This window comes from Rivularia sp. UHCC 0363, from assembly GCF_034931125.1.
In the GTDB taxonomy this organism is placed as follows: Bacteria; Cyanobacteriota; Cyanobacteriia; order Cyanobacteriales; family Nostocaceae; genus Rivularia.
This window is the reverse complement of sequence record NZ_JAYGHM010000023.1, coordinates 66,158-89,691: the sequence shown is the minus strand read 5'-3', so window position 1 is coordinate 89,691 and position 23,534 is coordinate 66,158. Positions and strand designations below refer to the sequence as shown.

Genomic DNA, 23,534 nt, shown 5'->3' with positions numbered 1-23,534 from the left:
ACTCCCTATTCCCTACTCCCTATTCCCTACTCCCTATTCCCCAAAGCAAAAAATTTTAAATTACAAATTAATATATTATGTCAGAACAAAAAAATAATTACGTTGGTCGCATTGTTGACTGGAGTAAACAAGCACCTATCAGAGCAGCAAAAGTAATATTCGAGAATAATGATGGTACTTCAATTGTTTCTTACACCGATTTAGAAGGAATTTACCGATTCTCGGCAAAACCCGATAATAACGGAGTTATTCAAGGAAAAATGACAGTGGAAGCTAACGGTTATCAAACTTATAAAACATCCATCAAGTCACCAGGAGATAAACCAGACTTTGGGGATATTACGCTTGTTCAAGGTAGTAGTAAAACTCAAAATACAGAAAATATCAAACATACGAATAGTACAAGTAATACTACTAATACGACCGATAAGACCAATAAGACAAATACTAGCAATACGACTAGTCAAACTCATAATAATACTAATCGCACGAATAGAAACAATAGTGATAGTGACAAATTAATTCCAGTATTAATAGCTTTAATGGTAGCCTTTTTCACGTTTACAACATTTGCTATTGTATCCGCGATGAGAAAAGAACGTTTTAATCGACGCGACAATTACATTAATTTTAATCAATTACCAATTAATGGGGTCGAAAGTCAGAGGTTAGAAGTTAAAGGTTAAAGGTAACTTGTTCCCAGTCTCTGGCTGGGAACACCTAACAGAAGGCTCTGCCTTCAAGCGATGGAAGAGAGGCAGAGCCTCCAGGGTAAGCATTCCCAGCCTGGAGGCTGGGAACGAGACTAACACGCTAAATCCTTATAAAAAATCATGAAAACAGCAACTTCAATTCGTCCCAAATCGGTTTTTCTTGTGAGCGGTGGTGCTAAAGGTATTACTGCCAAATGCGTAATTGAATTGGCACAGCAGTATCCGTGTAAATTTATTTTACTAGGTCGTTCTTCTCTATTAGAATCAGAACCTTTATTTGCTAGAGATTGCTTTGACGAAGCAGTTTTAAAAAAGAATATCATGGAAGATTTGCTTGCTAGAGGAGAAAAACCTACTCCCATGCAGGTGAAAAAGATTTATAATCAAATTATTTCTGATAGAGAGATTAAACAAACTCTAGAGATAATTAAACAAACAGGAGGTGAAGCCCAATATATTAATGTTGATGTCACAAATACTCAGGATTTACAGCAAAAAATAGCCGCTGTTACAGATATGGGTACAATAACTGGTATTATTCATGGTGCGGGTAATTTAGCTGATAAACTAATTGAAAAGAAGACCGAAGAAGATTTTGAAAAAGTTTACAGTGCCAAAATTCAAGGCTTAGAAAATCTACTTAGTTGCGTTAATCTTGCTCAATTAGAACATTTAGTTTTATACTCTTCCGTTGCGGGTTTCTATGGCAATATCGGTCAGTCGGATTATGCTTTATCCAACGAAATTCTCAACAAATCGGCTCATTTATTAAAACAACAGTATCCCCAATGTCATGTTGTAGCGATTAATTGGGGAGGTTGGGATAGTGGGATGGTAACACCGGAATTGAAGAAAGAATTCGCACGTAGGGGGATTGAAATTATTCCGGTAGAAGCAGGAGCAAAAATGTTAGTCAACGAACTTCATGACTCTTACCGTGATTCTACACAGGTTGTTATTGGTAGTCCGATTTCTCCACCCCCAGCAGCTTTAAATTCGCAGTTAAGAAGTTATCGCATTCATCGTAAATTAACAGAAGCAGCTAATCCTTTTTTGCAAGATCACATAGTTGGTGGAAGACCAGTTTTACCCGCGACCTGTGGAACAGCATGGATAATCAATGCTTGCGAGCAGCTTTATCCTGGATATAGGTTTTATTACTATAACAACTTTAAGGTATTGAAAGGCATAATTTTTAATGGAAACCAAGCTGAGGAATATATTTTAGATTTAGAAGAAATTGCTAAAAATGAGCAACAAGAAATCATTTTTAAAGCAAAAATATGGAGTAGAAATAGTAACGGAAAACTTAATTACCATTTCAGTCTTGACGAAATTCATTTATTACCGCAAAATACGACCAGCCCAATTTATGAAAAATTGAATATGACCGAAGATAAAATCATTACAATCACGGGTAATGACTTTTATCAAGAAAATCCATCAATATTTCCTTTATTTCATGGAGAATCGTTTAAAGGATTAACAAAAGTATTAAATATTAGTCCAGAAAAAATTACTATCGAATGTATTTGGAACGAGATCGATAGAAAACAGCAAGGACAGTTTCCTGTTCAATGGGTAAATCCTTTCTCCGTTGATTTAAGTACTCATCCTTTATGGGTTTGGTTGCAGTATTATCATCAAGAAATTTGTTTACCCGCAGAAATTAAGAAACACGAACAATTTGCAGCAACTCCTTACAATCAACCTTTTTATGTTTCTTGCGAAGTTGTGAATAAAACGAATAATAGCGTTGCAGCCGATTTTATCATCCACGACAACCAAGGTAAAATATATTCCCGCTTATTAGGTGGTAAAGGAATTATTATCCCGACACAATCTTTGAAATCCTAATCAGTTCTCTGCGTACCTTTGCGAGAAACTTAGCGAAACTTTGCGTTTATATCTTTTATTAAGCTAATTATGGAACAAATAGCAATAATTGGATTTTCATGTTTATTCCCCGATGCTAAAAACGCTGAAGAATTTTGGCATAATTTAATTGAACAAATAGATTCTACTTCATCCTTAAGTATTGATGAAATTGGGATAGAACCGACTATATTTTACGATTCAGAGAAAGGAAAAGCAGACAAAGTTTACTCCTTACAAGGAGGATTTGTCCGTAATTTTAAATTTGATGGGTCGGGATATAATCTTCCCGCTTCGTTTCTACAAAATCTAGATGACACCTTTAAATGGTCGCTTTATGCTGCGAAGCAAGCATTGCAAAATAGTGGTTACTTGGAAAACAAATCTGTGCTTTCCAAATGTGGAGTATTATTGGGCAGTCTCTCGTTACCTACGAAGTCATCAAACCAACTGTTTGAACCGATTTATCAACAGGTCTTAGAACCAGCTATAAGACAACTTTTACAACAAGAATTTGATTTAGCAAGTTTACCGAACTCGGAAGAAACATCGTTCTATAATGCGATGATATCGGGTTTACCTGCTGCTATCGTTTCTCAAGCTTTATCTTTATCTCACATCCATTTTTGCCTCGATGCTGCTTGTTCCTCTCCGTTATACGCTGCTAGATTAGCATCTCATTACCTGTGGACGCACAAAGCTGACTTGATGTTAGCGGGTGGTATCAGTTGTGCAGACCCGATTTTTATCCGGATGTTGTTTTCCGGTATCCAAGGATATCCTGAAAACAACGATATTAGCCGTCCTTTGGATAAATCCTCACGGGGATTACTTACCTCTGAAGGTGTGGGAATGCTAGTACTCAAGCGACATAGCGATGCAGTTCGAGATGGCGATCGCATTTACGCAACGATCGCAGGTAACGGACTTTCCAATGATGGTAGAGGTAAACATCTACTCAGCCCTAATCCGAAAGGACAAACTTTAGCTTTTGAAAAAGCTTACTCGGAAGCACAACTCGACCCGAAAGCGATCGACTATATCGAATGTCATGCTACCGGAACTTTATTAGGAGACAGTACCGAATTTAACTCTGTCGAAACCTTTTTTGGTAAACATGGAGCAACTCCCTTATCGGGTTCGGTAAAATCTAATATCGGACATTTGCTTACTGGTGCGGCTAGCGCTAGCGTAATTAAAGTACTCTTAAGTATGAGTAAGGGTATCATTCCCACAACTATCAATATTACAGACCCAATCGGCTCCGAAGATAACGTAATATCACCAAGTCGTATTGTCACAAGTGCAACTAATTGGCACTCAAAAAGCGCGTCGGTAAAACGTGCTGCTATTAGCGCTTTCGGCTTGGGTGGAACTAATGCTCATACAATTTTAGAACAAAATAAAAATACTCAAATAGAATCAAGCCAACCACTCAAACCAGCTAAAATGGCAATTGTGGGAATGGATGTCTTTTTCGCTGAGTGCGATGGTTTAGATGCTTTTGAGAGCAGTATTTATCAGGGAAAACAGCATTTTATTCCTCTACCGGAACAGAGATGGCATGGTGTAGAAACCGAAACTGAATTACTTAAAAAATACAATTTACCTGACGGAAAAGCACCGCTGGGGGGTTATATTAATGAATTTGAAATTGATACTGTATCTAGTAAAATTCCCCCTAATGAATTAGAAAAGCTCAACAAACAACAATTGTTGATGCTCAAGGTAGCAGAACGTGCTTTGCAAGATGCGGGAATTAAAGAAGGCGATAATGTAGCAGTGTTAATTGCTACAGAAGCTGAACTTTCGGTGCATCAACTCCAGCAAAGATGGAATTTATCTTGGCAAATTAAAGAAGGATTAAGTACTGGCGCAATATCCTTATCTTCTGATAAAGTTAATCAGCTAGAAACAATCGTTAAAGACGGAATTCATCAACCCGCTGATAGTAGTGAATTTGTGAGCTACATCTCTAACATTATGGCGAGTCGGATTTCCTCACTTTGGGATTTTACGGCTCCTGTATTTACCATTTCGGCTGGGGAAAATTCTACATTCAAAGCTTTAGAAGTAGCTCAAAATTTATTAAGTACCGGGGAAGCAGATGCCGTCTTAGTGGGTGCTGTAGATTTAGCCGGGGGTATGGAGAATGTTTTATTACGAAGTAAAATAGCTACAGTTAATACAGGTGTAAATACTCTTTCCTATGACCAGAAAGCTAACGGCTGGATGGTTGGAGAAGGTGCCGGTGCAGTAGTTTTGAAACGATATGAAGTCGCAAAGCAAGAAAATGAGTGCATTTACGCGGTCATTGATGCAATTAGTTTCGCGCAGAAAAATGCTAACAAAAATGATTTGCAAAGTCGTTTGGGAAGTACCGATGCTAACGCGGTTGATTCTGCTTGTCAGCAAGCTTTTGAACTGGCACAAATCAAACCTCCAGAAGTGTCTTATTTGGAAGTTTTTGGTAGCGGTATTTCTCAAGAAGATGAAGCGGAAATTAATGGTTTACTTCGGGCTTATCCAAGCGGTGCAAATAAATTAACCTGTGCTATTGGCAGTGTTAAAAGTAATATCGGTCACACCTATGTTGCTTCGGGAATTGCAAGTCTAATTAAAACAGCTTTGTGTCTTTACTATAGATATATTCCCGCAACACCAAAATGGACTGGAGTGAAAGATATTAAAAGGTGGGAAAACAGTCCTTTCTATGTTGTTCCAGAATCAAGACCGTGGTTTGTTAACCCCGAAACTAATAAAAGAACAGCAGCCATTAATAGCATTGGTATAGATGGGACTTACGCTCATTTAATCTTATCAGAAGAACGCGATCGCCAAGACCGTAGCAGCAGATTTTTGCAGCAAATGCCTCTTCAATTGTTTGCGATCGCAGGCAATAATCGCGAAGATTTACTACAGCAAGTTGACAATTTGCAAAATGTAGTAAATAGCGGAACTTCTTTACCCAAAGCTGCGAGCATGACTTTTGCTAATTACCAAAAAAGCAGCCAAGACTATACTTTGGTAATTGTGGCGCGTAATGTGAAAGAATTAGTTAGAGAAAGCGAAGCAGCTATCAAAGGTGTAAATAATGCATTTGATAACGGTGAAGAATGGCAAACTCCACTAGGCAGTTATTTTACAGCTAAACCGTTAGGCAAAAAAGCAGAAGTTGCATTTATCTATCCTGCTGCGGTTAATTCTTATCTCGGGATTGGTAGAAACCTGTTTCGTCTGTTTCCTCAAGTTCACGATGACATCATCTTACAAAATTTAGACAGTCGCGTTAATCATGTTGAGGGATTAGTATATCCTAGAAGTTTGAATAAACTGTCCACTCGGCAATTAGAAGGACTCGAAAAACAACTGCTAGATGATTCAGCAGCGATGTTTGAAAATGAAATAGTTGTAGCAAGACTGCTTTCCAATATTCTTCGAGATAACTTCCAGATAAAACCAAAATTTGCCTTTGGTTACAGCTTGGGTGAAGTCAGTATGATGTCTGCTGTCGGAGTATGGAATAAATTTGGTCAGATGAGCAATGCTTTAAACTCATCTACCTTATTTGGAGACAGATTATCAGGTGCGAAAAATTGCGTCCGCGAATTTTGGCAACTACCACCCGTAGAACAGTCACCGGACAATAACTTCTGGTGCAATTACGTTCTGATTGCTACACCATCTCAAGTTAGGGAAAGTATTGTAGGGGAAAACCGCGTTTACTTGACTCAAATTAATACACCATCTGAAGTCGTAATTGCAGGTGAACCCGTAGCTTGCGAAAGAGTCATAGAAAAGTTGGGTTGTAATGCTTTTCGCGCACCTTTTGACCATGTAATTCACTGTGAAGCAATGGCTTCAGAATATCAAGAAATGAAGAGCGTGAATACTTTACCAGTTCAAGAAAAAGAGCATAATCTGACACTTTATTCTGCTTCGGAATATGCACCAATAAAGTTAGAAAGTGAAGCCATTGCTGAAGGTATCGCTACAGGACTTTGCAAAGAACTTGATTTTCCCCGGTTAGTTAATCAACTGTATAACGATGGTGCCAAAATATTTATTGAAACGGGTGCTGGTAGCGTTTGTTCTCGATGGATTGATACAAATTTAAGCGACAAAGAACACATGACAATTTCTCTGAATCGCAGAGCTTTAGACGACCACAGCAGCATTGTCAAAGCATTAGCAAAATTAGTTAGTCATCAAGTTGCTTTAGATTTATCACCGCTATATTCCCCAGTAGAAGAAACTAGTCAAAAAGCTAAATTTAGCCAGAAGAAAGTGATATTGGGCGGTTATAGTTTTACTGACAAAATTTTGACCCCAGAGAACAAAAAGCTGTTTCAAGAACAAGTAGAAGTTAATTTTGAGCCTGTTAAAAAAGCAGATTTGGTAGAGCAAAGTACTCCTACACCCCCACCTGTAGAAGTAAAATTAGCGGAGAAAATTAACTCAACACCTCAACCAAAAAAGAAACCAAACATTCCCGCACCTTTGCCGAAACAATCCGAAGTAAATCCGATGAAAATTGCCGTACACAGCATAGAAAATCAAACAAAATTACCAACGACTCCGAAAAATACCACATCATTAACTACCATTACAGAAAAATTAGCTTCAACTGTTAGCTTGTGCAGTAACAGAAAACCTCAAATTCAAAAAGTAAATGCGAATAACTTAATGGTTCATAAAACACATTCTACATTTCTAAAATCTCGTCAAGAATTTAGTCAGCAACTCAGCAAAATAATTCAGCTACAAATCTCTTGCGCCGAACACTTGTTTGACAAGTAATAATTATCAATGAACAATTATCAATTATCAATCAGTAACTAAAAAATGATGATTGATATAACACTTCTGCAAAGCTAATATCGTTGTTATTTGATAATTGTTCATTTTTACTTGTTATTTATTCACTGTTAATTGTTAATTGATCATAAAAAACGTGCTAAACAAAGAAAATAACGGACTGATATTTCATGGGTCTTCCTCGACTAAAAATCGAGTTTGGAAAGGTTCAGTAAGCTGTATTTCCTTTGACCTTGAAGGAATGAAACAACAATTACTGGAAATAGATAAACCCTGTTATATTGTTAAAGTAGAAGACAGAATTGGTGTCACTAACTATGGCTATTGTCCCCTCGATAATAGCCAACCAGCAGAAATAGAATTATTACTGGCAACTCCACCTATTTTTACAAAAAGTTTTGGAGACCCGGACTTTCTGGCTTTTCACAATGTCAGATATGCTTATGCAACTGGGGCAATGGCTGGGGGTATAGCTTCAGAAGAAATGGTAATTGCGCTTGGTAAACAGAAGATTTTGAGTTCCTTTGGTGCGGGTGGTTTAAGCTTAGCTCGCTTAGAAGAAGCCATCAAAATTATTCAAGCATCTTTACCTCATGGACCTTATGCTTTCAATTTGATTCACAGTCCCAACGACCCAGAAATTGAAACAGGTGCTGTAGATTTATATCTAAAATATGGAGTGGAAACTATAGAAGCTTCGGCTTTCTTAGATTTAACTCCTAATATTGTTTATTATCGTGCGGCTGGACTAAGTTTAAATTCAGCTAACAAAATTCAAATCAATAATAAGGTAATAGCTAAAATTTCTCGTCGAGAAGTTGCGAGTAAATTTATGCAGCCAGCACCTTTAAAAATGCTTAAAGAACTGGTTGATAAAGGCTTAATTACCGAATTACAAGCAACTCTCGCAGCCCAAATTCCCATTGCAGATGATATTACTGTAGAAGCCGATTCTGGTGGTCATACAGATAATCGTCCTTTAGTTTGCGTTTTGCCTTCCATCATTGCTTTAAAGGATGAAATACAGGCACAATATTGTTACGAAAAACCCCTTAGAGTTGGGGTAGCAGGAGGAATTTCGACTCCTCAATCGGCTCTAGCAGCCTTTATGATGGGTGCTGCATATGTGGTGACTGGTTCAATCAATCAATCTTGTGTAGAAGCAGGAACTTCTATTCATGCGAAAAAATTATTAGCACAAGCTGACATGGCTGATGTGATGATGGCACCTGCTGCTGATATGTTTGAAATGGGAGTGAAATTACAGGTTCTTAAACGTGGAACAATGTTTCCTCTCAAGGCACAAAGACTATACGAAATCTATCGAAACTATAACTCCCTTGACGAACTTCCGGCTGCGGAAAAAGAAAAGTTAGAAAAGCAGATTTTTCGCAAAAGTATTGAAGAAATTTGGCAGGAAACCGTCGCTTATCAATCCCAAAGTAATCCTCACAAACTTACTAAAGCGGCAAAGAATCCTAAATACAAAATGGCACTGATTTTTCGTTGGTATTTGGGATTATCTTCGAGATGGTCGAATTCCGGTGAAAAAGGTAGAGAAGTTGATTATCAAGTATGGTGTGGCCCCGCAATGGGTAGTTTTAATGACTGGGTGCGCGGTTCTTATTTGTTAGAACCAAATAATCGTCGGGTAGTTGATGTTGCTAACCAGTTGATGATAGGAACATCTTATTTATACCGCATCCAAAGTTTAAAAATGCAGGGTCTGCAATTTCCTAATTTTTATTCTCAGTATCACCCAGTCAAGTCTACATTAGAGACGTAAAAAACTATTTTAGATTTTAGATTTTGGATTTTGGATTTGTCCTACGGAAACCCTACGCGAATGGATTTTAGATTTTAGATGGAAAACAAGTCCCTGACGTATTATTTAAAAGATAATTTTAAATCTCCATCCGTAAATAAATCTTAATTTTAAAATCTTAAATCTAGAATTTACAAGCTGCTTTTCCAAAAAACAACAAGCTACATAATTCTAAATCCAAATTAAAATGACTACAACACAATCTATTAAAGCCGCAGAAATTGAAGCATGGTTGTTATCTAACCTAGCTGAGTTACTCAACATGGAAGCCGAAGAAATCGACGTAACTCAACCTTTGGATAGTTACGGTTTAGATTCAACCCAAGCAATGGTAATTGTGACCAAATTACAGAAAATGCTGGGATTTGAACTGTCTCCCATGTTGCTTTGGCATTATCCGACAATTGAATCACTTGCGGGACGTTTAGCTGAAGAAGCGGAAGAATCTCAACAAGATGTCAAACCACTCAAAGATGCTAGTAGCACTCCTAATTTAGCCGCAGAAGCAGTTTTAGATGAAAATATCCGTCCTGCATCAACTTCTTTTAAATTTAATCCCAATCCCCAAAATATCTTTTTAACCGGGGGTACCGGCTTTTTGGGAGGATTTTTAATCAACGAACTTTTACAGCAGACTGATGCAGATATCTACTGCTTGGTACGTGCAGCAGATGCAGAATCTGGTAAGGAAAAGCTGAAAAAGAATCTAGAATCCTATGCAATTTGGAACGAAGAATTTAGTCCTCGGATTATTCCGATAGTTGGTGATTTATCCCAGCCGCAGTTAGGTATAAGCACTGAAGGCTTTGAAATGTTGGCAACAAATATAGATGCCATCTATCATAGTGCTGCGATGCTCAACTATGTATTTCCTTACTCAGCGCTGAAAACAGCCAACGTTTTAGGAACCCAAGAAATCATCCGTTTAGCTTGCAAAATTAAAGTTAAACCCCTCCATTACGTCTCTAGCGTCGCGGTATTTGAATCACCCTACTACGCAGGTAAAGTAGTTACAGAAGACGATCGCTTTGACAATTGGGAAGGTATTTTCCTAGGATATTCTCAAACTAAATGGGTCGCAGAAAAGTTAGTTAAAATAGCCGGTGAAAGAGGACTTCCCATCACCATTTACCGACCACCTTTAATTTCCGGACACAGCCAAACCGGAGTTGGTAATACCGACGATTTTGTCAACTTAATGACTAAAGGCTGTCTGCAAATGGGAGCTTTCCCGGATGTGGATTATATGCTGGATATGTCACCAGTTGACTATGTGAGTAAGGCGATCGCGCATTTATCTAGACAAGAAGAATCCTTGGGTAAAGCTTTCCACCTGCAACATCCGCAACCAGCACCTTTAAGTACTTTAGTTGAATGGTTGAATACCTTTGGTTTCCCGATCAAAATGATTCCCTACGAAGAATGGCAAGATAAGTTAATAAATGATGTCACATCTGCGGAAAATCCCTTATACACCCTGCGTCCATTTTTACTCGAACGTTGGTCGGAAAGACAACTGACAATACCCGATTTATACTTAACATCCAACAGACCAATTATTAGCTGCAATGCAACCTTAAACGCTCTTGCGGGAAGTGGTGTAGCTTGTGCGCCCATTGATGGAGAATTATTTACAACCTATTCAATGTACTTGCTTCAAAGTGGTTTTCTTAACCTTGAATCTGTTTTGAATAAGTCCTAAATAGTACCCTCAGACTAGAAGTCTGGGGCTACAGAAGCAAAGCCCACCTGCGTGGGCTAATCTGCATCTTCATACAGAATTGGGCAAAATGTTTAATATGTACAATTAACGATTCGTCATCGTGTTGATTAGTCCAACATTCAGGATGCTTTGCACCATATTCTCGTAATTCTTCAAGCTTTTTATAAAAATATAATTAGGATTATTTAATTTACTTTTTAGAATAACCGGGTCAACATGGCAAGATTCAAATACTCTTGTGTAGTTAAATTCTTTACCCATGTTCCTAATTAACTTTATCAACACTTTCGGAAACCGATCTTTTACTGAATCCGGAAAGTTATTGTTTAAAAAATTCATTAAATAGTCGGCATGAAATACCGTCGCTTTGGTATTTTGAAATACTTTATTTGCCAATCTTGATTTACCAGTCCTGCAAACACCACCGATCGCAACTGTTTTCATGATTTTCCATACCTTCAAAAGGCGATCGGCTTAAATTTTTACCACTCTCGACAGAAGACAAAGTAACTTTGAGCGCACAAACTAAAATAATACTTTAGTTATTTGCTCAAATGGAACTAATGAAAAAGAACAAAGAACTTCTACGGGTTATACTTGCCGCTACTATAATTTTTGTTGGAACCCTGCACTTCCTCGTTCCTCAACCTTTTGTAAAAATTATGCCGTCACAACTTCCCTATCCTTTGGGTTTAGTCTATTTAAGTGGCTTTTATGAAATATTAGGTGGTATCGGTTTACTAGTTCCACCTTTAAGTCAAGCCGCTGCGTGGGGGTTAATTGCCTTATTTATCGCGGTTTATCCAGCTAATATTAATATGGCAGTTAATCATATCGAAATTGAAAGCATACCATATTCAGGTTCGCCTTTGTTTCAAGCTATTAGACTTCCCCTCCAAGGAGTTTTAATTGCTTGGGCTTACTGGTATACGAAACCTGCTGACAAAGAAAAACAAGCTTCCATTATTCCTAAATCCATGATTCCCAAAGAATTAGAATTAGGGGACTAGCAAGTAGGGAGTAGGGAACAATTAAATAGGAATCCTATATATGAATATTACGAAAACAGTAAAAAAACTACCAGCGCAAACTATAACATCTGAAAATTTTCAACCTTACGGACAGGTTATTTTTCCTAGTCAAGATGGCAACCTATTTAATCAAGAAGATGCTCAATTAGTACTTGATAACGGCATCCCTCGATTTTATATTATGCAATTACAGGGTCGCGGACGCAAGTTTCACAATATTACCCGTCACGCAAAATGCACTCAATGCTTAGGTTCTTTAGCTGGTAAAGATTGGTTTATGGCGGTTTGTCCGGCTAATAATCAAATAAAAGAACCGGATTTACAAGATATTGCCGCTTTTCGCATTCCTGGAAATTGCTTTATTAAATTAAACGTCGGAACTTGGCACGCTGGGCCTTATTTTGAACATGATACTGTAGATTTTTACAACTTAGAATTAAGCGATACGAATGAAATTGACCATTTTACTCATAGCTTTTTGAAAAGTCATCAGTTAACATTTGAGATTATTTAGGGAATTATAAAAATAAAAATCACTTTGATGATATTTTAGGACAAATTATGAAGAACAGTATCTACCCATCAGCGTATGCATCTGATTATTATTTATTGTCTTCTTCATTATACTTTTCGGCTATTGAATTAGATTTAGCTGATTGACTTTTATCCTTAGATTTTTTTCTTTTTACGCCAGTAACCTTTTCTCTAATTGCGTCTAAGCCTTCTGGATTAACCCAATTTTTGCTGTGAGTCATTCTGTAAACGTCTGTACGCCCCTTGCGCTTTTCCTGAGTCAAAAAACCTGCTTCACAAAGAAACTTCAGCGCATATTGAGCCTTGCGAACACTCATTTGACAAATTTCTGCTGTCTTAGTCAGGCTAGCAAAATATTCGCCATTTAATTTTCCTCCGGTTCTCCGAACTGCATGAGCATAAATCCTAAATTCATAAGGATCTAAACCATACTCATCAAGGACATTGTGAACAAACATCACTGAATCCGGACGAGTGACGGCTTTTGGAATGTCTTCTTTTATCATCGTTGTTGTTTTTTCCATACTATAGTATTTAGTATAAATATACTCCTAGAGCTTATACAATATTTTACCCCTGCACTAGATGCCGTAGCCCTGGTATAACTTAAGTTTATACTTTAATGGTATAGGGCAAGCCTAAAAAAAGCATGATTTGCCGGAGGGATAGTTGCTAATTTCTAATTTTGTCGCTAATATAACAAAAGAGGCTCTTGCTAGTAACAAGAACCTCTGGAAAAAAGTTTTCACTCTAATGAAAACCTCATATTGTATTGTTTCACTTGAAAAAAAATGAATTATTTCGATTATACTTCGGGATCAAAAGTCTCGCAAGCATTAAGTCTTGTCAAAGAAGCAAAAGCTTTCGCAGATAGATATGGATTGGAGCGTTTAGATCATCTGACTGGATTTCCAAGCGTTGCCGAGAATATTGCAAATACTCAATTGAATCACAGCGATTTAGAAATACTCACCGAAGTAGAGACGATAGGACTTAAACTTAACTCTACATTGGTGAGTTTAATTATGGAATGCACTATTCAAGAGGTTCGATACGCTATTGCTGTTGTTGAACAAGCTCGTAAACGAGAGACGCTAAGAAATCCAGAAGGACTGTTTTATCGTGTCCTTGAAAAAAAATGTAAATCAAATGGCTTTGGTTTTTAAAGTAGTAAAACTAAACTACAAAACCTTTGATACAAGACTAAATAGTTAATCTTGGAGGAACAGCATTTAAGTATGCTTTTTCCTCCATTTACTCATGAAAAGATGTTATGGCAATTAGAATAAAAGCCACACTCATAGAATTTGAAGCGGCTTCTACTAATGGGTGCGTTTATGGAGAAATTAAAAGTAAACGGGGTCTTTATGTCTATGTTGAATTGGGGGAGGAAAAAGAATATATTCCTTCATCAAGTGACAATCGAATGACGGAATATAGACTTTTTACAAGTTGTGATGTTTACTTTGCTAAGACTAAAGAACAACTAGCTGATGGAGAATTTGAGGCAGAATATTTATCTAATACAACTGTAATTATTTACTGCTAGTTGGAGCTTTAGCAACATCTAAAGGAAGTCTACGTAACTTTTTACGGCGAGTTTCTATATTCTCGTGATTCTCATACAGATAGTTTTCCAAGTCTTCCATACTTACTTCTACAGTCTTTCCGCCTTTTAAATAAACAGTAGGCATTCTGCTGTCTCCAATACTATGCTTCTTTCTCTATTTTAGAGGTTGGACGGAAAAGTTGCTTTCATTTAACGAAAAAATCTTCTCAAAACCTCTCTCTAACTAGGAAGGAGACTTTAACCTAGGTTTTTACTAACTTTAATGTTAATAACAATATTTTTAAAATATTCTCTCAGAAAGTCTCTCAATAGCTAAGCACAGAAATTGACCATTTCACTCATAGTTTTTTGAAAAGTCATCAGTTAACGTTTGAGATTATTTAGCTATTTAAGTTTGTAAATCTTGATTCTGCCGATCGCTAACCATCTTGTAATAGCAAAAGTCCTCTAGAAGAGGACTGAATAAATTGACAATTTATACTAGAAGGATGTTGTTTTCAATCCTAGATAGCATAATCATGATTTGCTTTTATTAAAAATATTTGTAACGGCAAATCTTAAAAAAAAAGGATATTGCATAATTCCTTGAATTATTTAGTCGTATTTAAATAATGAACAACATCTATAGGAAGCCTGCGTAATTTTTTACGGCGATTTCCTATCCTTTCATGATTTTCATACAGATACTTCTCTAAATCTTCCATACTTACTTGTACAGTCTCTTCGTCTTTCAAATAAACAGTAGGCATTTTATTCTCCTCAGCTATAAGTGACTTGGCGATTAAGTATCTTTAGTTACGAACTATTGATAGTTTGGCAACACGGACTAGTAATTAATACATATTAGACTTTTATATGACTAATTTGTCAACAGGTGCGCTACTATCATATGAAAGCTCAATACTACTTGTGTTAGCTTTATTTCATCTGTCCAATTTGCACTAAAAGGCATTAACTTTTATGGCAATTTGGAATTTTAATAATTTTAATTATGCTATGGCAAGAAAAATTTTCAATCTGTCGCTGACTCCACTAATTGTAATCGCGATCGCAATTCTAATATTATTCTCTCACGTATCTGTTTCTAGCGCTCAAGTTAATGTTCCCACAAAGCCGATAGAAGTGGATTTGTTTGTAGATGGTTTAAATTTACTGCGTCCGGAAGTTTTACTGGAACAAGGTTTAAAAAGTGGTGGAAAAACTAACTTGACTATCGACAATCAACCCTCCGGTCAAATGACGATAAAATCTGTCAAGCAGCTACCTATAACTACAAACGTAACTCAACCAGATGGCTCGGTGAAAGAGTTACCAGACCCTAGCGCTCAATTTAAAACTGATATATTTGTAACTTTGACAGGCAATGCACAAATTCAAAATACTGGTGCAGTTATCGGTGAAAGCTCAGTCAAAATCGGTAGTCCTGCTAAGATAGAAGGCTTTGATTATGATATTAATGCTACTGTGGTTGATTTAAGAACGGAAAAGTGAAATAAAGGGAATGGGTAATTGGTAATTGGTAATGGGTAATGGGTAATGGGTAATTGGTAATTTCTGAGTCCTAACTTTTAACTCCTAACTCCTAACTCCTAACTCCTAACTCCTAACTCCTAACTTTTAACAATTGCCAAACTCTTTGAGGGGTCATTGGTAATTGTCGCAATCTTGCTCCCGTGGCATTGGCGATCGCGTTTGCAATTGCTGGTGCGGTACAATTAGTGGTAATTTCCCCTACTCCTTTGGCACCAAATGGGCCATAGGGGTCGGTTTTTTCTATTAAAAATACTTCCATTGGTGGCATATCTGCCGCTGTGGGGATGCGGTATTCTCTCAATTTGGGATTAATTATTCTTCCTTGTTCGTCAAATAATAATTCTTCCATCAATGCATAACCAATTCCCATCGCAATTCCCCCGGTTGCTTGTCCCTCACAAATTTTGGGGTTAATCGCTTTACCAATATCAATTGCTTGGACACATCTTAAAACATTAACTTTCCCCGTCTCCATATCAACTTCTACTTCCACACCCTGCACCGCAAACGTTAAAGTTGCTTCATCTGCTGTATAGGTTTCTTCGACTTCAATTATCTGTTGTAAATCAACGCTATTATCTGCAATTTTCTGCTTTAATTTCTCCGCTGCTAATTTAACAGCTTGTCCCGAAATATACATCGTTGCTGAAGCATAAGAACCTGCATCAAAGGGTGTTAACTGTGTATCTCCAGAAATAATTTTAATCTTGGCAACCGTCACCCCCAAGACTTCCGCAGCGATTTGTCGTAAAGTGGTATCGGAACCCGTACCAACATCAACTGAACCCGTTCTTAACTCATATTTACCATCAGCGAAACGCGATAATTTAACGCAAGCAGTGTGGATTTTACATAAACCGCTTCCCTGCATTGAAACCGCGAACCCAATACCACGACGGAGATGATTATCAATAACTGGGTGCTTTCCCGGAATGTAATTTAACGTTTCAATAACTTTAGTAAAACACTCTTCCACCGCATAGCTACCAATTAAATTAAAATGCTCCCCACTGTTTCCTAAACTAACTACATCTCCCGGACGAATTAAATTTTTCTGTCTAATTTTAATCACATCAAGACCTAATTGATTGGCAATTTGATCAATTTGAGATTCCATTGCAAAAGTGCCTTGAGTTGCACCATAACCGCGAAATGCACCCCCAGGCATGGTATTAGTATAAACAGCGTATGCCGTAAATCTTTTATTCGCACAGCGATATAAACCCAAAGGAATATAGCCAGATAAAAATACTACCGTCTTACCGTGATTGCCGTAAGCACCAGTATTAGCAATGATTTCTAAATCTTGAGCAATAATCTTACCATCTGCTTTAACTCCAGTTTTGAGCTTGATTGTCATTGCATGACGGCTATTTGTCGCGGTAAATTCTTCATTTCTGGTCATTTCCCACTGTACGGGTTTACCAGTCCGCAAAGTTGCTAAAGCACATAAATCTTCTGTTAATATTTCTTGCTTGTTGCCAAAACCTCCACCGAGTTGTGGTTTATAAACCCGGATTTTCTCTTGAGGTAAATCAAAAAGTTGTGATAATAATCTTTGAGCGTGAAACGGTACTTGGGTACTGCTGCGAACAACCAAAGTTCCATCAGATTCTAAATGCGTTACCGTTACATGAGGTTCTAAATGAACGTGCTGGACTGCTGGCAATATATAAGTATTTTCTACGATTAAATCCGCTTCCATAAAAGCTTTTTCTACATCTCCCGATTCCAAGAATATTTCACCCGCAATATTATGATCGCGATCGGGAATTTGCACAGATTCCGCTTCTGTATGGATCACAACGCTACCTGTCATCGCTTCCACTGGATTGGTAACGTGGGGTAAAATCTCGTAATCAACCTCAATTAACTCACAGGCAATTTGCGCGATCGCCACCGATTCAGCCACCACCGCAGCCACTCTATCGCCGACAAACCGCACCATATTATCTAACAAATAATGGTCTAAAGGATCGGGAACGGGTTCCGCGTGTCCGGCAGTAGTGTAAGGTATCCTAGGTACATCTTCGTGAGTGAAGATATTTACTACCCCCCGCAGTGCTTTCGCTTTGTCAACGTTAATCTTGCGGATTTTGGCATGAGGAAATGGCGATCGCAATATTTTCAAATGTAATAATCCGGATTGCAAAATATCAGCAGTGTAGTATGCTTTACCTGTAACGATTGACGTTCCATCTTGTTTTGGAACGTTTTCTCCGACGGAGTGTGGTGTGAGAATTGCGGGTGTGACAAGGATGTCACGCCCATTTGATTTTTGATCGAGTAAAATACTTTCAATTATTGCTTGGTAGCCAGTGCAGCGGCAAAGGTTGCCTTTCATACAATTTTGGATTTTAACAAGGGATGCATTTTTTGGGGATTGCGGAAGATCGAACTTCGCTGCACTCATAATCATTCCCGGAGTACAAAATCCGCATTGAAATCCCTGAGCTTGTAAAAAAGCTTGCTGTATTGGTGCAAGTTCGTCATTTAACGATAATCCTTCGATAGTCGTTACAGATTGTTCGTTAATTCGCATCGCTGGATAAATGCAGCTATGTACCGCTATATCATTAACCCAAACAGTACAAGCACCACAATCACCAGTTTCGCAAACTCGATGTACCCCAAAGTAATTAAGTTGACGAAGTAACGAAAGCAAACTACTACCAGAGTCACAGGTCGCGGTATGAATTTGGTTATTAACGCGGAATACAGGTTGCATAAGTTGGGAATTGGGAATTGGGAATTGGGAATTGGTAATCTAAAATCTAAAATTTAAAATCCAAAATTGTTAAAACAACGTTTAATTAAAACCTGCGTAACTTGCCGACGATAAATGGCGATCGCTCTGGCATCTTCAATAAAATCCATATTTTCCACAGATGTAATATAATCTAAACTTGAATCTAAATTATGATCGAATTCCAATAACACTGGTGCAACAACACTCGCAGCAATAACCAGCCGCATTTTGTTCGCAATTTCATTATAAGCACCTACAACAATAGCTAAAGCCGGGTCACTGGCTGCCATGCCAAAACGTTTATAATCAACTTGCCATTTCAAATGTTCTACAGGAATCAAAACCCGTCGTAACAATTCCCCAGATTGCAAAACTGTGTGACGAGAAGCAATTTGAAAATCCTTTGCTGCAACGATTCGCGATTTTCCTTGCAAATTCCAAATTTCATAACTTGCATCCAAAGCCACCATCATTGGTGCAAGAGTACCCACCGACAATGCAAGACAAATATTACCCCCCACCGTAGCCATATTCACCACCTTCAACGAAGCAGCAAGCGCAGATATCGCAGCTTTAAAACCTTCCACTGCTATATATTCAGATAACCAAGGATGTTTTAATAACTTAATTAAAGGACAAGTTGCACCAATAGTTAATAATCCCCCTTCCGAGGAAGAATTCACCTCAATTTCATCCCATCCCCACGCCTGTATATCTACTAATGTTTTCACATCAGGCTGTGGTTCGGAAAATAACCAAGTACCCCCAGCCAACCAACTCCAATTTTTTCCCCAAGCAGTAACTTTATTAATATCCGTAGGACGTAAATAATTATCTATATTATGTAAATCCATTGTGTTTATCGAAGATAACTAAATGCAGCTTTAGTATATTTAAACACAAAGGTTTCAGTTATGCGATCGCTAAAAAATAAAATAAGTTAAGCACCTGATCGCTTTTCAACACAGCTTGAGTACGGTGCCAGGGCTAAGTATTGGTTACTATCGGTAAGGAGAAAGCGATCGCACAAATTAAGCAGTTCGACTTCGGTCTGTGTCTTTCGCATCAGCCGGAGGAAATGACCTTCAGCGTCAACTAATAGTGCAATGTAGTTGAGGTACATTTTGAGGTGTCCGGCACGCGCTCGCACTGGTATAGTTGCTGAATCGGGAGTTTGCCGTAAACGATCGATATATTGACGTACTTCGACCAAAGGAACGGGCGAAATCGGCTCCGATAGTAAGCTGAGGCGAATTTGATTAAAAATCCAAGGATTTGCGATCGCCCACCGTCCCACCATAACACCCGCCGCACCCGTTTGAGAAAGCACTTTGAGGGCAGTTGTCGCAGAGTTGATATTACCATTGGCAAGTACCGGACAATTGACCCGTTTGACCGCTTGAGCAATCAGATCGTATTTCACTTCCCCGTGATACATATCTTTCACCGTGCGACCGTGCAAACTCAGCAAGTCAATGTTGTGGCGATTAATCGTATCTAAAATGGAGTAAAAGTTATCCGTATTTTCAAAACCGACGCGCATCTTCACCGTTAAAGGGCGATCGTTTACAGCAGAACGCAGTTCTCCCAAAATCCGATCCACTTTTTCGGGTTCTCTAAGTAATCCACCCCCAACATTTTTACGATAAACTCTAGGTGCCGGACAACCCAGATTCAAGTCAATTCCAGCAATATTATAGCGACAGAGTTCCCGTGCTGTTCTTACTAAGTCAGGAATGCTTTCGCCAATCATTTGAGCAAAAACTGGGCGACCCGTATCGTTTTCAGTGATTGCTGCCAGAATTTTACGGTTGAGCCTTGAGGTGTCATTGACGCGAAAATATTCGGTGAAGAAGTAGTCGGGACTGCCGTAGTGGGCAATCACCTTCATAAACCAAAGATTTGTCACGTCCTGCATCGGCGCAAGAGCGGTGAGAGGTAAATCTGGATCGAGCGATTGGGGAAGCGATATCTGGGACATAGAGATTACAAAGATTACACTCATCGACACATTACTTTATCATTGCTCGCTCAGGTCATAGAAACGAAGAACCTCGATCTTTTACGGGATATTTCAATGTAGATAACATCTGGGTCATCTGTTCTCTTCCGGACTCAAAAACCCTCGCTACAGAAGGTTTCGCTTTCAGTCGTTCAAAGTAAGCTGTCAAAGAAAGCAAATGTTCGTAATCGTAAACTATCCGTAGATAAGCAAGAGTTGGAGCCGCACTACAATCAGCAGCAGTAAACTGTTCCCCTACCAACCAGGTACGATTCGCTAGTTTTTCATCTAGTAAATTACAAGCAGACTCCAACAATCTCTTGGCTTTGACAACTTCTTTTTTACCTCTTTCCTCTGGAGGAAGCTGACCATCTTTAAATAATGCTTCTCTTCCCCCGTTGATATATACATCCACAATGCGATCGAGCATTCGCATTTCTAAATTTACGTTACTATCTTGGGGAATTAAAAGAATATCATTTTGATAACTATCTAAATATTCAATTATAATGTTCGCTTCTAAAAGTACTTCCCCATCGTCGGTTATTAAAGTGGGGATTTTTCCAAAGCGGTTTATCTCTGAATATTGATTTCTTGATTCTGCATCAAATAAATTTACTTCAATAGGGGTGAAATCTAACTCTTTTTCGTATAGAGCAATTAATACCCGTTGGGAATAAGAAGAAGCCGGTGCGTAATAGAGTTTCATGCTGGTTATTTTTCCTCCTGTAGAGACGCAGTATTACTACGTCTTTTGATATTGCGATCGCTACCAATAAATTAGTAAAACATTATCAAACTGAATAAATGAGAGTAATGTGTATATATTTAGACACTTATTCCATAAAAAAAGCTTTTTTAGCTGAATATAATTTTATTTTTCTAAAAAAAAACTAAAAAATTGATATATTCCATCATCGGTATAGTACTATTTACTTATAGGGTGATTTGGTGATGAAAAATGATTGGAACTACACAAGCAGCTAAATTATTAAATATTTCTCCTCGAAGATTGAGACATTTGTTAGCTCAAGACAGAGTTCACGGAGCTTTTAAAGCAGGTCGAAATTGGGTAATTCCGACGGTAAATGGTTATCCTAAGATTGCAACAGCGTCTCGCGGTCCGAAATCAACTTGGAAGAAAGTTCGGTTTACCGCTCAGAATGTTATTCATATTAATCGTCAATTAATTGGAACAAAGATGGATGATGGTCAATTCGCTCCACCAATCAGCGTTAAGTGTAGGAACGAGAATACATATTCGAGTCGGGTTGTAATTCCCGGACCTTGCGTTCTGGTTTATGATTTTGAGAATCCTCAAAAGGATTGCGGTGCCACGGCATGGGTTGAAACTTTTTGCGAACCCATGCTCGAAGATGGTTGCACTTATCAACAAATCATGGATAAAAATCCAAAGCCAGTTAAAGGTAAATCTCGAAAAGCTTCAGGACAAGGTTTTGCAAAGAAAGCCGATTGTCCTGTTGCTGCTTAACTGCTAAATGTCAAACTCCTCGAATTTTATCAACAATAATTTCCACATCTTGAGGTATTTCATTACCCCTCCAAGCGACGTGTCCGTCGGGTCTTACCAAAACAAAAGCACGCTCGTAAAGTTGTGCAATTTCAAGATTATCGATTTGATGAGTTGTCAAAGGAATTTGTTTTTCGTGACAGATTTTAGTTAAACGTTCAATTCCAGAGCTTGAGCTTGAGTTGAAACACATCAACGTAAATCCATGACCGAATAAATCTAAAGTTGATAATCCAGATTTTAACCAAGCATGGGGAGCGCGGCAGCCGGGATAACTACTTTGCGTCCATTGGCGATCGCCATCTTGGGGAGGATTACCGTCAGGAATTAGAATTGGTGAAGAGTAACGCAAACCAAGGTGAACACCAGGAGCGTCAAATTCTTTTTTGACTCCACTACGTTCCATGCCTTGTGCCATTTGTTTACGAATTGTTTCACCCTTGGGAGAGTTATTCGCAATTTCGGGAGGAATGCCGCGTTTTTGAGTTCTTTGTAAATTAGCGTTTGCAGCTTCGAGGTTCTGTACCGCTATCGGACGACGTTCGGTTTCGTAGGTATCGAGTAAATTTGCTCCTCCCCAACCTTGAATAGTAGCAGCGAGTTTCCAGCCTAAATCTACAGCATCACCGATGCCGGTATTCATGCCAAAACCGCCAGATGGGGAAAGTGTATGAGCGCAATCACCGATAAAAAAGATGCGATCGCAACGGAATTTTTCTGCAACTTTATGAGATAACCGCCAGGGTAAGTTAGAAATAATTTCTACTGGGGTATCTATAGAAATAGCTGCTTTGATTGCTGTATAAGCATCGTGAATTTCACCGTTTTCTTGAGGTTTTAAAATTAAACGATATTGTCCTTTTCCATCTACAGCCCGTAAAGGTTCTTGGATTATGGGGTTAACTAAAAAGAAAACCACAGCATTGCGATCGCCTAGTTGTGATGCTAATTCGGGTGCTTGGAAAACAACGCTTTGAAATACCTGGGTGTCGTGATATTCAACTGCATCCACACCGCATTGTTTACGAATAGTAGCGCGAGCGCCATCGCTAGCTACCATGTATTTAGCTTCAATGGTTTCGGTGTTTCCGGTTTGTAAATTTTTGATGCTCGCAACTATTCCGCGATCGGATTGTTGAAAATTTTCTAATTCCGAAAGTAATTTGACACAACCTTGGGGATATTGTCCTAAGAATTTCAGAAATTCGGGAGCAAACCAATGTTGGGGACATACCTGTTCCGTTTCCGGAGCGTAATCGGGTTGAGTGCGATCGGCATAGGATGGTAAATGAACGCGGAAGATTTCATGTCCTCCCACAGTTGTTACCCAAGCCACATCTAAGGTATGGTTTTTATCCCAACCGGCATTTCTAATTTGTTCGGAAATACCCCAACGACGGCAGAATTCCATTGAACGATATCCGACAGTACTTACTTTGGGGTCGCGAACCACTCCATCAGTTTTTTCGATCAAAATGCAATCGATGCCTTGGTAACCTAATTCGGCTGCCATTGACATTCCAACGGGACCGCCACCGACGATTAATACTTCTGTTGTTGTGTTTTTCATTGTTGATTGGATGGGGGATGGGGAGACAAGGGGACAAGGAGAAGATAATTCTTCATATCT

The 23,534-nt window shown here is 38.4% G+C and carries 20 protein-coding genes; 11 read left to right on the top strand and 9 right to left on the bottom strand.

Going from position 1 to position 23,534, the window contains the following annotated elements:
- The first annotated feature begins 77 nt into the window (after positions 1–77).
- The 5 genes from VB797_RS14990 (at position 78) to VB797_RS14970 (ending at position 10,933) form a co-directional block, all read left to right on the top strand.
- Entirely contained in the window at positions 78–686 is a 609-nt protein-coding gene (locus VB797_RS14990; protein ID WP_323238493.1) for a hypothetical protein, read from the top strand.
- A 147-nt stretch (positions 687–833) separates the two neighbouring features.
- The gene (locus VB797_RS14985) at positions 834–2,570 is read left to right on the top strand and encodes an SDR family NAD(P)-dependent oxidoreductase (RefSeq protein ID WP_323238492.1); all 1,737 of its coding nucleotides are present in this window, start codon (positions 834–836) and stop codon (positions 2,568–2,570) included.
- Between the two features lie 69 nt (positions 2,571–2,639).
- Entirely contained in the window at positions 2,640–7,388 is a 4,749-nt protein-coding gene (locus VB797_RS14980; protein WP_323238491.1) for a PfaB family protein, read from the top strand.
- Between the two features lie 154 nt (positions 7,389–7,542).
- Complete coding sequence (locus tag VB797_RS14975) at positions 7,543–9,192, top strand: PfaD family polyunsaturated fatty acid/polyketide biosynthesis protein (protein WP_323238490.1); 1,650 nt, start codon at positions 7,543–7,545, stop codon at positions 9,190–9,192.
- A gap of 226 nt (positions 9,193–9,418) precedes the next feature.
- The gene (locus VB797_RS14970; RefSeq protein WP_323238489.1) at positions 9,419–10,933 is read left to right on the top strand and encodes a thioester reductase domain-containing protein; all 1,515 of its coding nucleotides are present in this window, start codon (positions 9,419–9,421) and stop codon (positions 10,931–10,933) included.
- Positions 10,934–11,038: 105 nt separating this feature from the next.
- Here VB797_RS14970 and VB797_RS14965 read toward each other — a convergent pair whose 3' ends face one another.
- A complete protein-coding gene (locus tag VB797_RS14965) occupies positions 11,039–11,398 on the bottom strand; it encodes a hypothetical protein (protein WP_323238488.1) in 360 nt (119 codons plus the stop codon).
- 119 nt (positions 11,399–11,517) lie between these two features.
- On the opposite strand from VB797_RS14965, the gene VB797_RS14960 reads away from it, so the two are divergent.
- The gene (locus VB797_RS14960) at positions 11,518–11,964 is read left to right on the top strand and encodes a DoxX family protein (RefSeq protein ID WP_323238487.1); all 447 of its coding nucleotides are present in this window, start codon (positions 11,518–11,520) and stop codon (positions 11,962–11,964) included.
- 40 nt (positions 11,965–12,004) lie between these two features.
- On the top strand, positions 12,005–12,499 hold the full coding sequence (locus VB797_RS14955; RefSeq protein ID WP_323238486.1) for an ureidoglycolate lyase: 495 nt from the start codon (positions 12,005–12,007) through the stop codon (positions 12,497–12,499).
- An 88-nt stretch (positions 12,500–12,587) separates the two neighbouring features.
- Here the strand turns inward: VB797_RS14955 and VB797_RS14950 are convergent, their stop codons facing one another.
- Positions 12,588–13,043, bottom strand: coding sequence for a helix-turn-helix domain-containing protein (locus VB797_RS14950; protein WP_323238485.1), 456 nt, complete (start codon positions 13,041–13,043; stop codon positions 12,588–12,590).
- A gap of 267 nt (positions 13,044–13,310) precedes the next feature.
- Here VB797_RS14950 and VB797_RS14945 point away from each other — a divergent pair, with 267 nt between their 5' ends.
- Both VB797_RS14945 and VB797_RS14940 read left to right on the top strand, forming a co-directional pair.
- Entirely contained in the window at positions 13,311–13,685 is a 375-nt protein-coding gene (locus VB797_RS14945) for a hypothetical protein (RefSeq protein ID WP_323238484.1), read from the top strand.
- 107 nt (positions 13,686–13,792) lie between these two features.
- Positions 13,793–14,068, top strand: a complete 276-nt coding sequence (locus VB797_RS14940; protein ID WP_323238483.1) for a hypothetical protein — start codon at positions 13,793–13,795, stop codon at positions 14,066–14,068.
- On the opposite strand, the gene VB797_RS14935 is transcribed toward VB797_RS14940, so the two are convergent.
- Positions 14,055–14,213 (bottom strand): hypothetical protein, encoded by a 159-nt coding sequence (locus tag VB797_RS14935; protein ID WP_323238482.1) that lies wholly within the window; start codon positions 14,211–14,213, stop codon positions 14,055–14,057. The genes VB797_RS14940 and VB797_RS14935 overlap by 14 nt on opposite strands.
- Positions 14,214–14,679: 466 nt before the next feature.
- Positions 14,680–14,838 carry a hypothetical protein gene (locus tag VB797_RS14930; protein ID WP_323238481.1) on the bottom strand — a complete coding sequence of 53 codons (159 nt, stop codon included), beginning with the start codon at positions 14,836–14,838 and terminating at the stop codon, positions 14,680–14,682.
- Between the two features lie 211 nt (positions 14,839–15,049).
- On the opposite strand from VB797_RS14930, the gene VB797_RS14925 reads away from it, so the two are divergent.
- The gene (locus VB797_RS14925) at positions 15,050–15,580 is read left to right on the top strand and encodes a DUF4330 domain-containing protein (RefSeq protein WP_323238480.1); all 531 of its coding nucleotides are present in this window, start codon (positions 15,050–15,052) and stop codon (positions 15,578–15,580) included.
- A gap of 112 nt (positions 15,581–15,692) precedes the next feature.
- Here the strand turns inward: VB797_RS14925 and VB797_RS14920 are convergent, their stop codons facing one another.
- From VB797_RS14920 to VB797_RS14905, 4 genes are all read right to left on the bottom strand, one after another.
- Entirely contained in the window at positions 15,693–18,350 is a 2,658-nt protein-coding gene (locus VB797_RS14920) for a molybdopterin-dependent oxidoreductase (RefSeq protein WP_323238479.1), read from the bottom strand.
- 53 nt (positions 18,351–18,403) lie between these two features.
- Complete coding sequence (locus tag VB797_RS14915) at positions 18,404–19,225, bottom strand: FAD binding domain-containing protein (protein WP_323238478.1); 822 nt, start codon at positions 19,223–19,225, stop codon at positions 18,404–18,406.
- An 86-nt stretch (positions 19,226–19,311) separates the two neighbouring features.
- Complete coding sequence (locus tag VB797_RS14910) at positions 19,312–20,352, bottom strand: tRNA-dihydrouridine synthase family protein (RefSeq protein WP_323238477.1); 1,041 nt, start codon at positions 20,350–20,352, stop codon at positions 19,312–19,314.
- A 55-nt stretch (positions 20,353–20,407) separates the two neighbouring features.
- The gene (locus VB797_RS14905; RefSeq protein ID WP_323238476.1) at positions 20,408–21,082 is read right to left on the bottom strand and encodes a glutathione S-transferase family protein; all 675 of its coding nucleotides are present in this window, start codon (positions 21,080–21,082) and stop codon (positions 20,408–20,410) included.
- 252 nt (positions 21,083–21,334) lie between these two features.
- Between VB797_RS14905 and VB797_RS14900 the strand changes: the two genes are divergently transcribed.
- A complete protein-coding gene (locus VB797_RS14900) occupies positions 21,335–21,865 on the top strand; it encodes a DNA-binding protein (protein ID WP_323238475.1) in 531 nt (176 codons plus the stop codon).
- Positions 21,866–21,875: 10 nt separating this feature from the next.
- On the opposite strand, the gene VB797_RS14895 is transcribed toward VB797_RS14900, so the two are convergent.
- On the bottom strand, positions 21,876–23,474 hold the full coding sequence (locus VB797_RS14895) for an FAD-dependent monooxygenase (RefSeq protein WP_323238474.1): 1,599 nt from the start codon (positions 23,472–23,474) through the stop codon (positions 21,876–21,878).
- Positions 23,475–23,534: the final 60 nt, after the last annotated feature.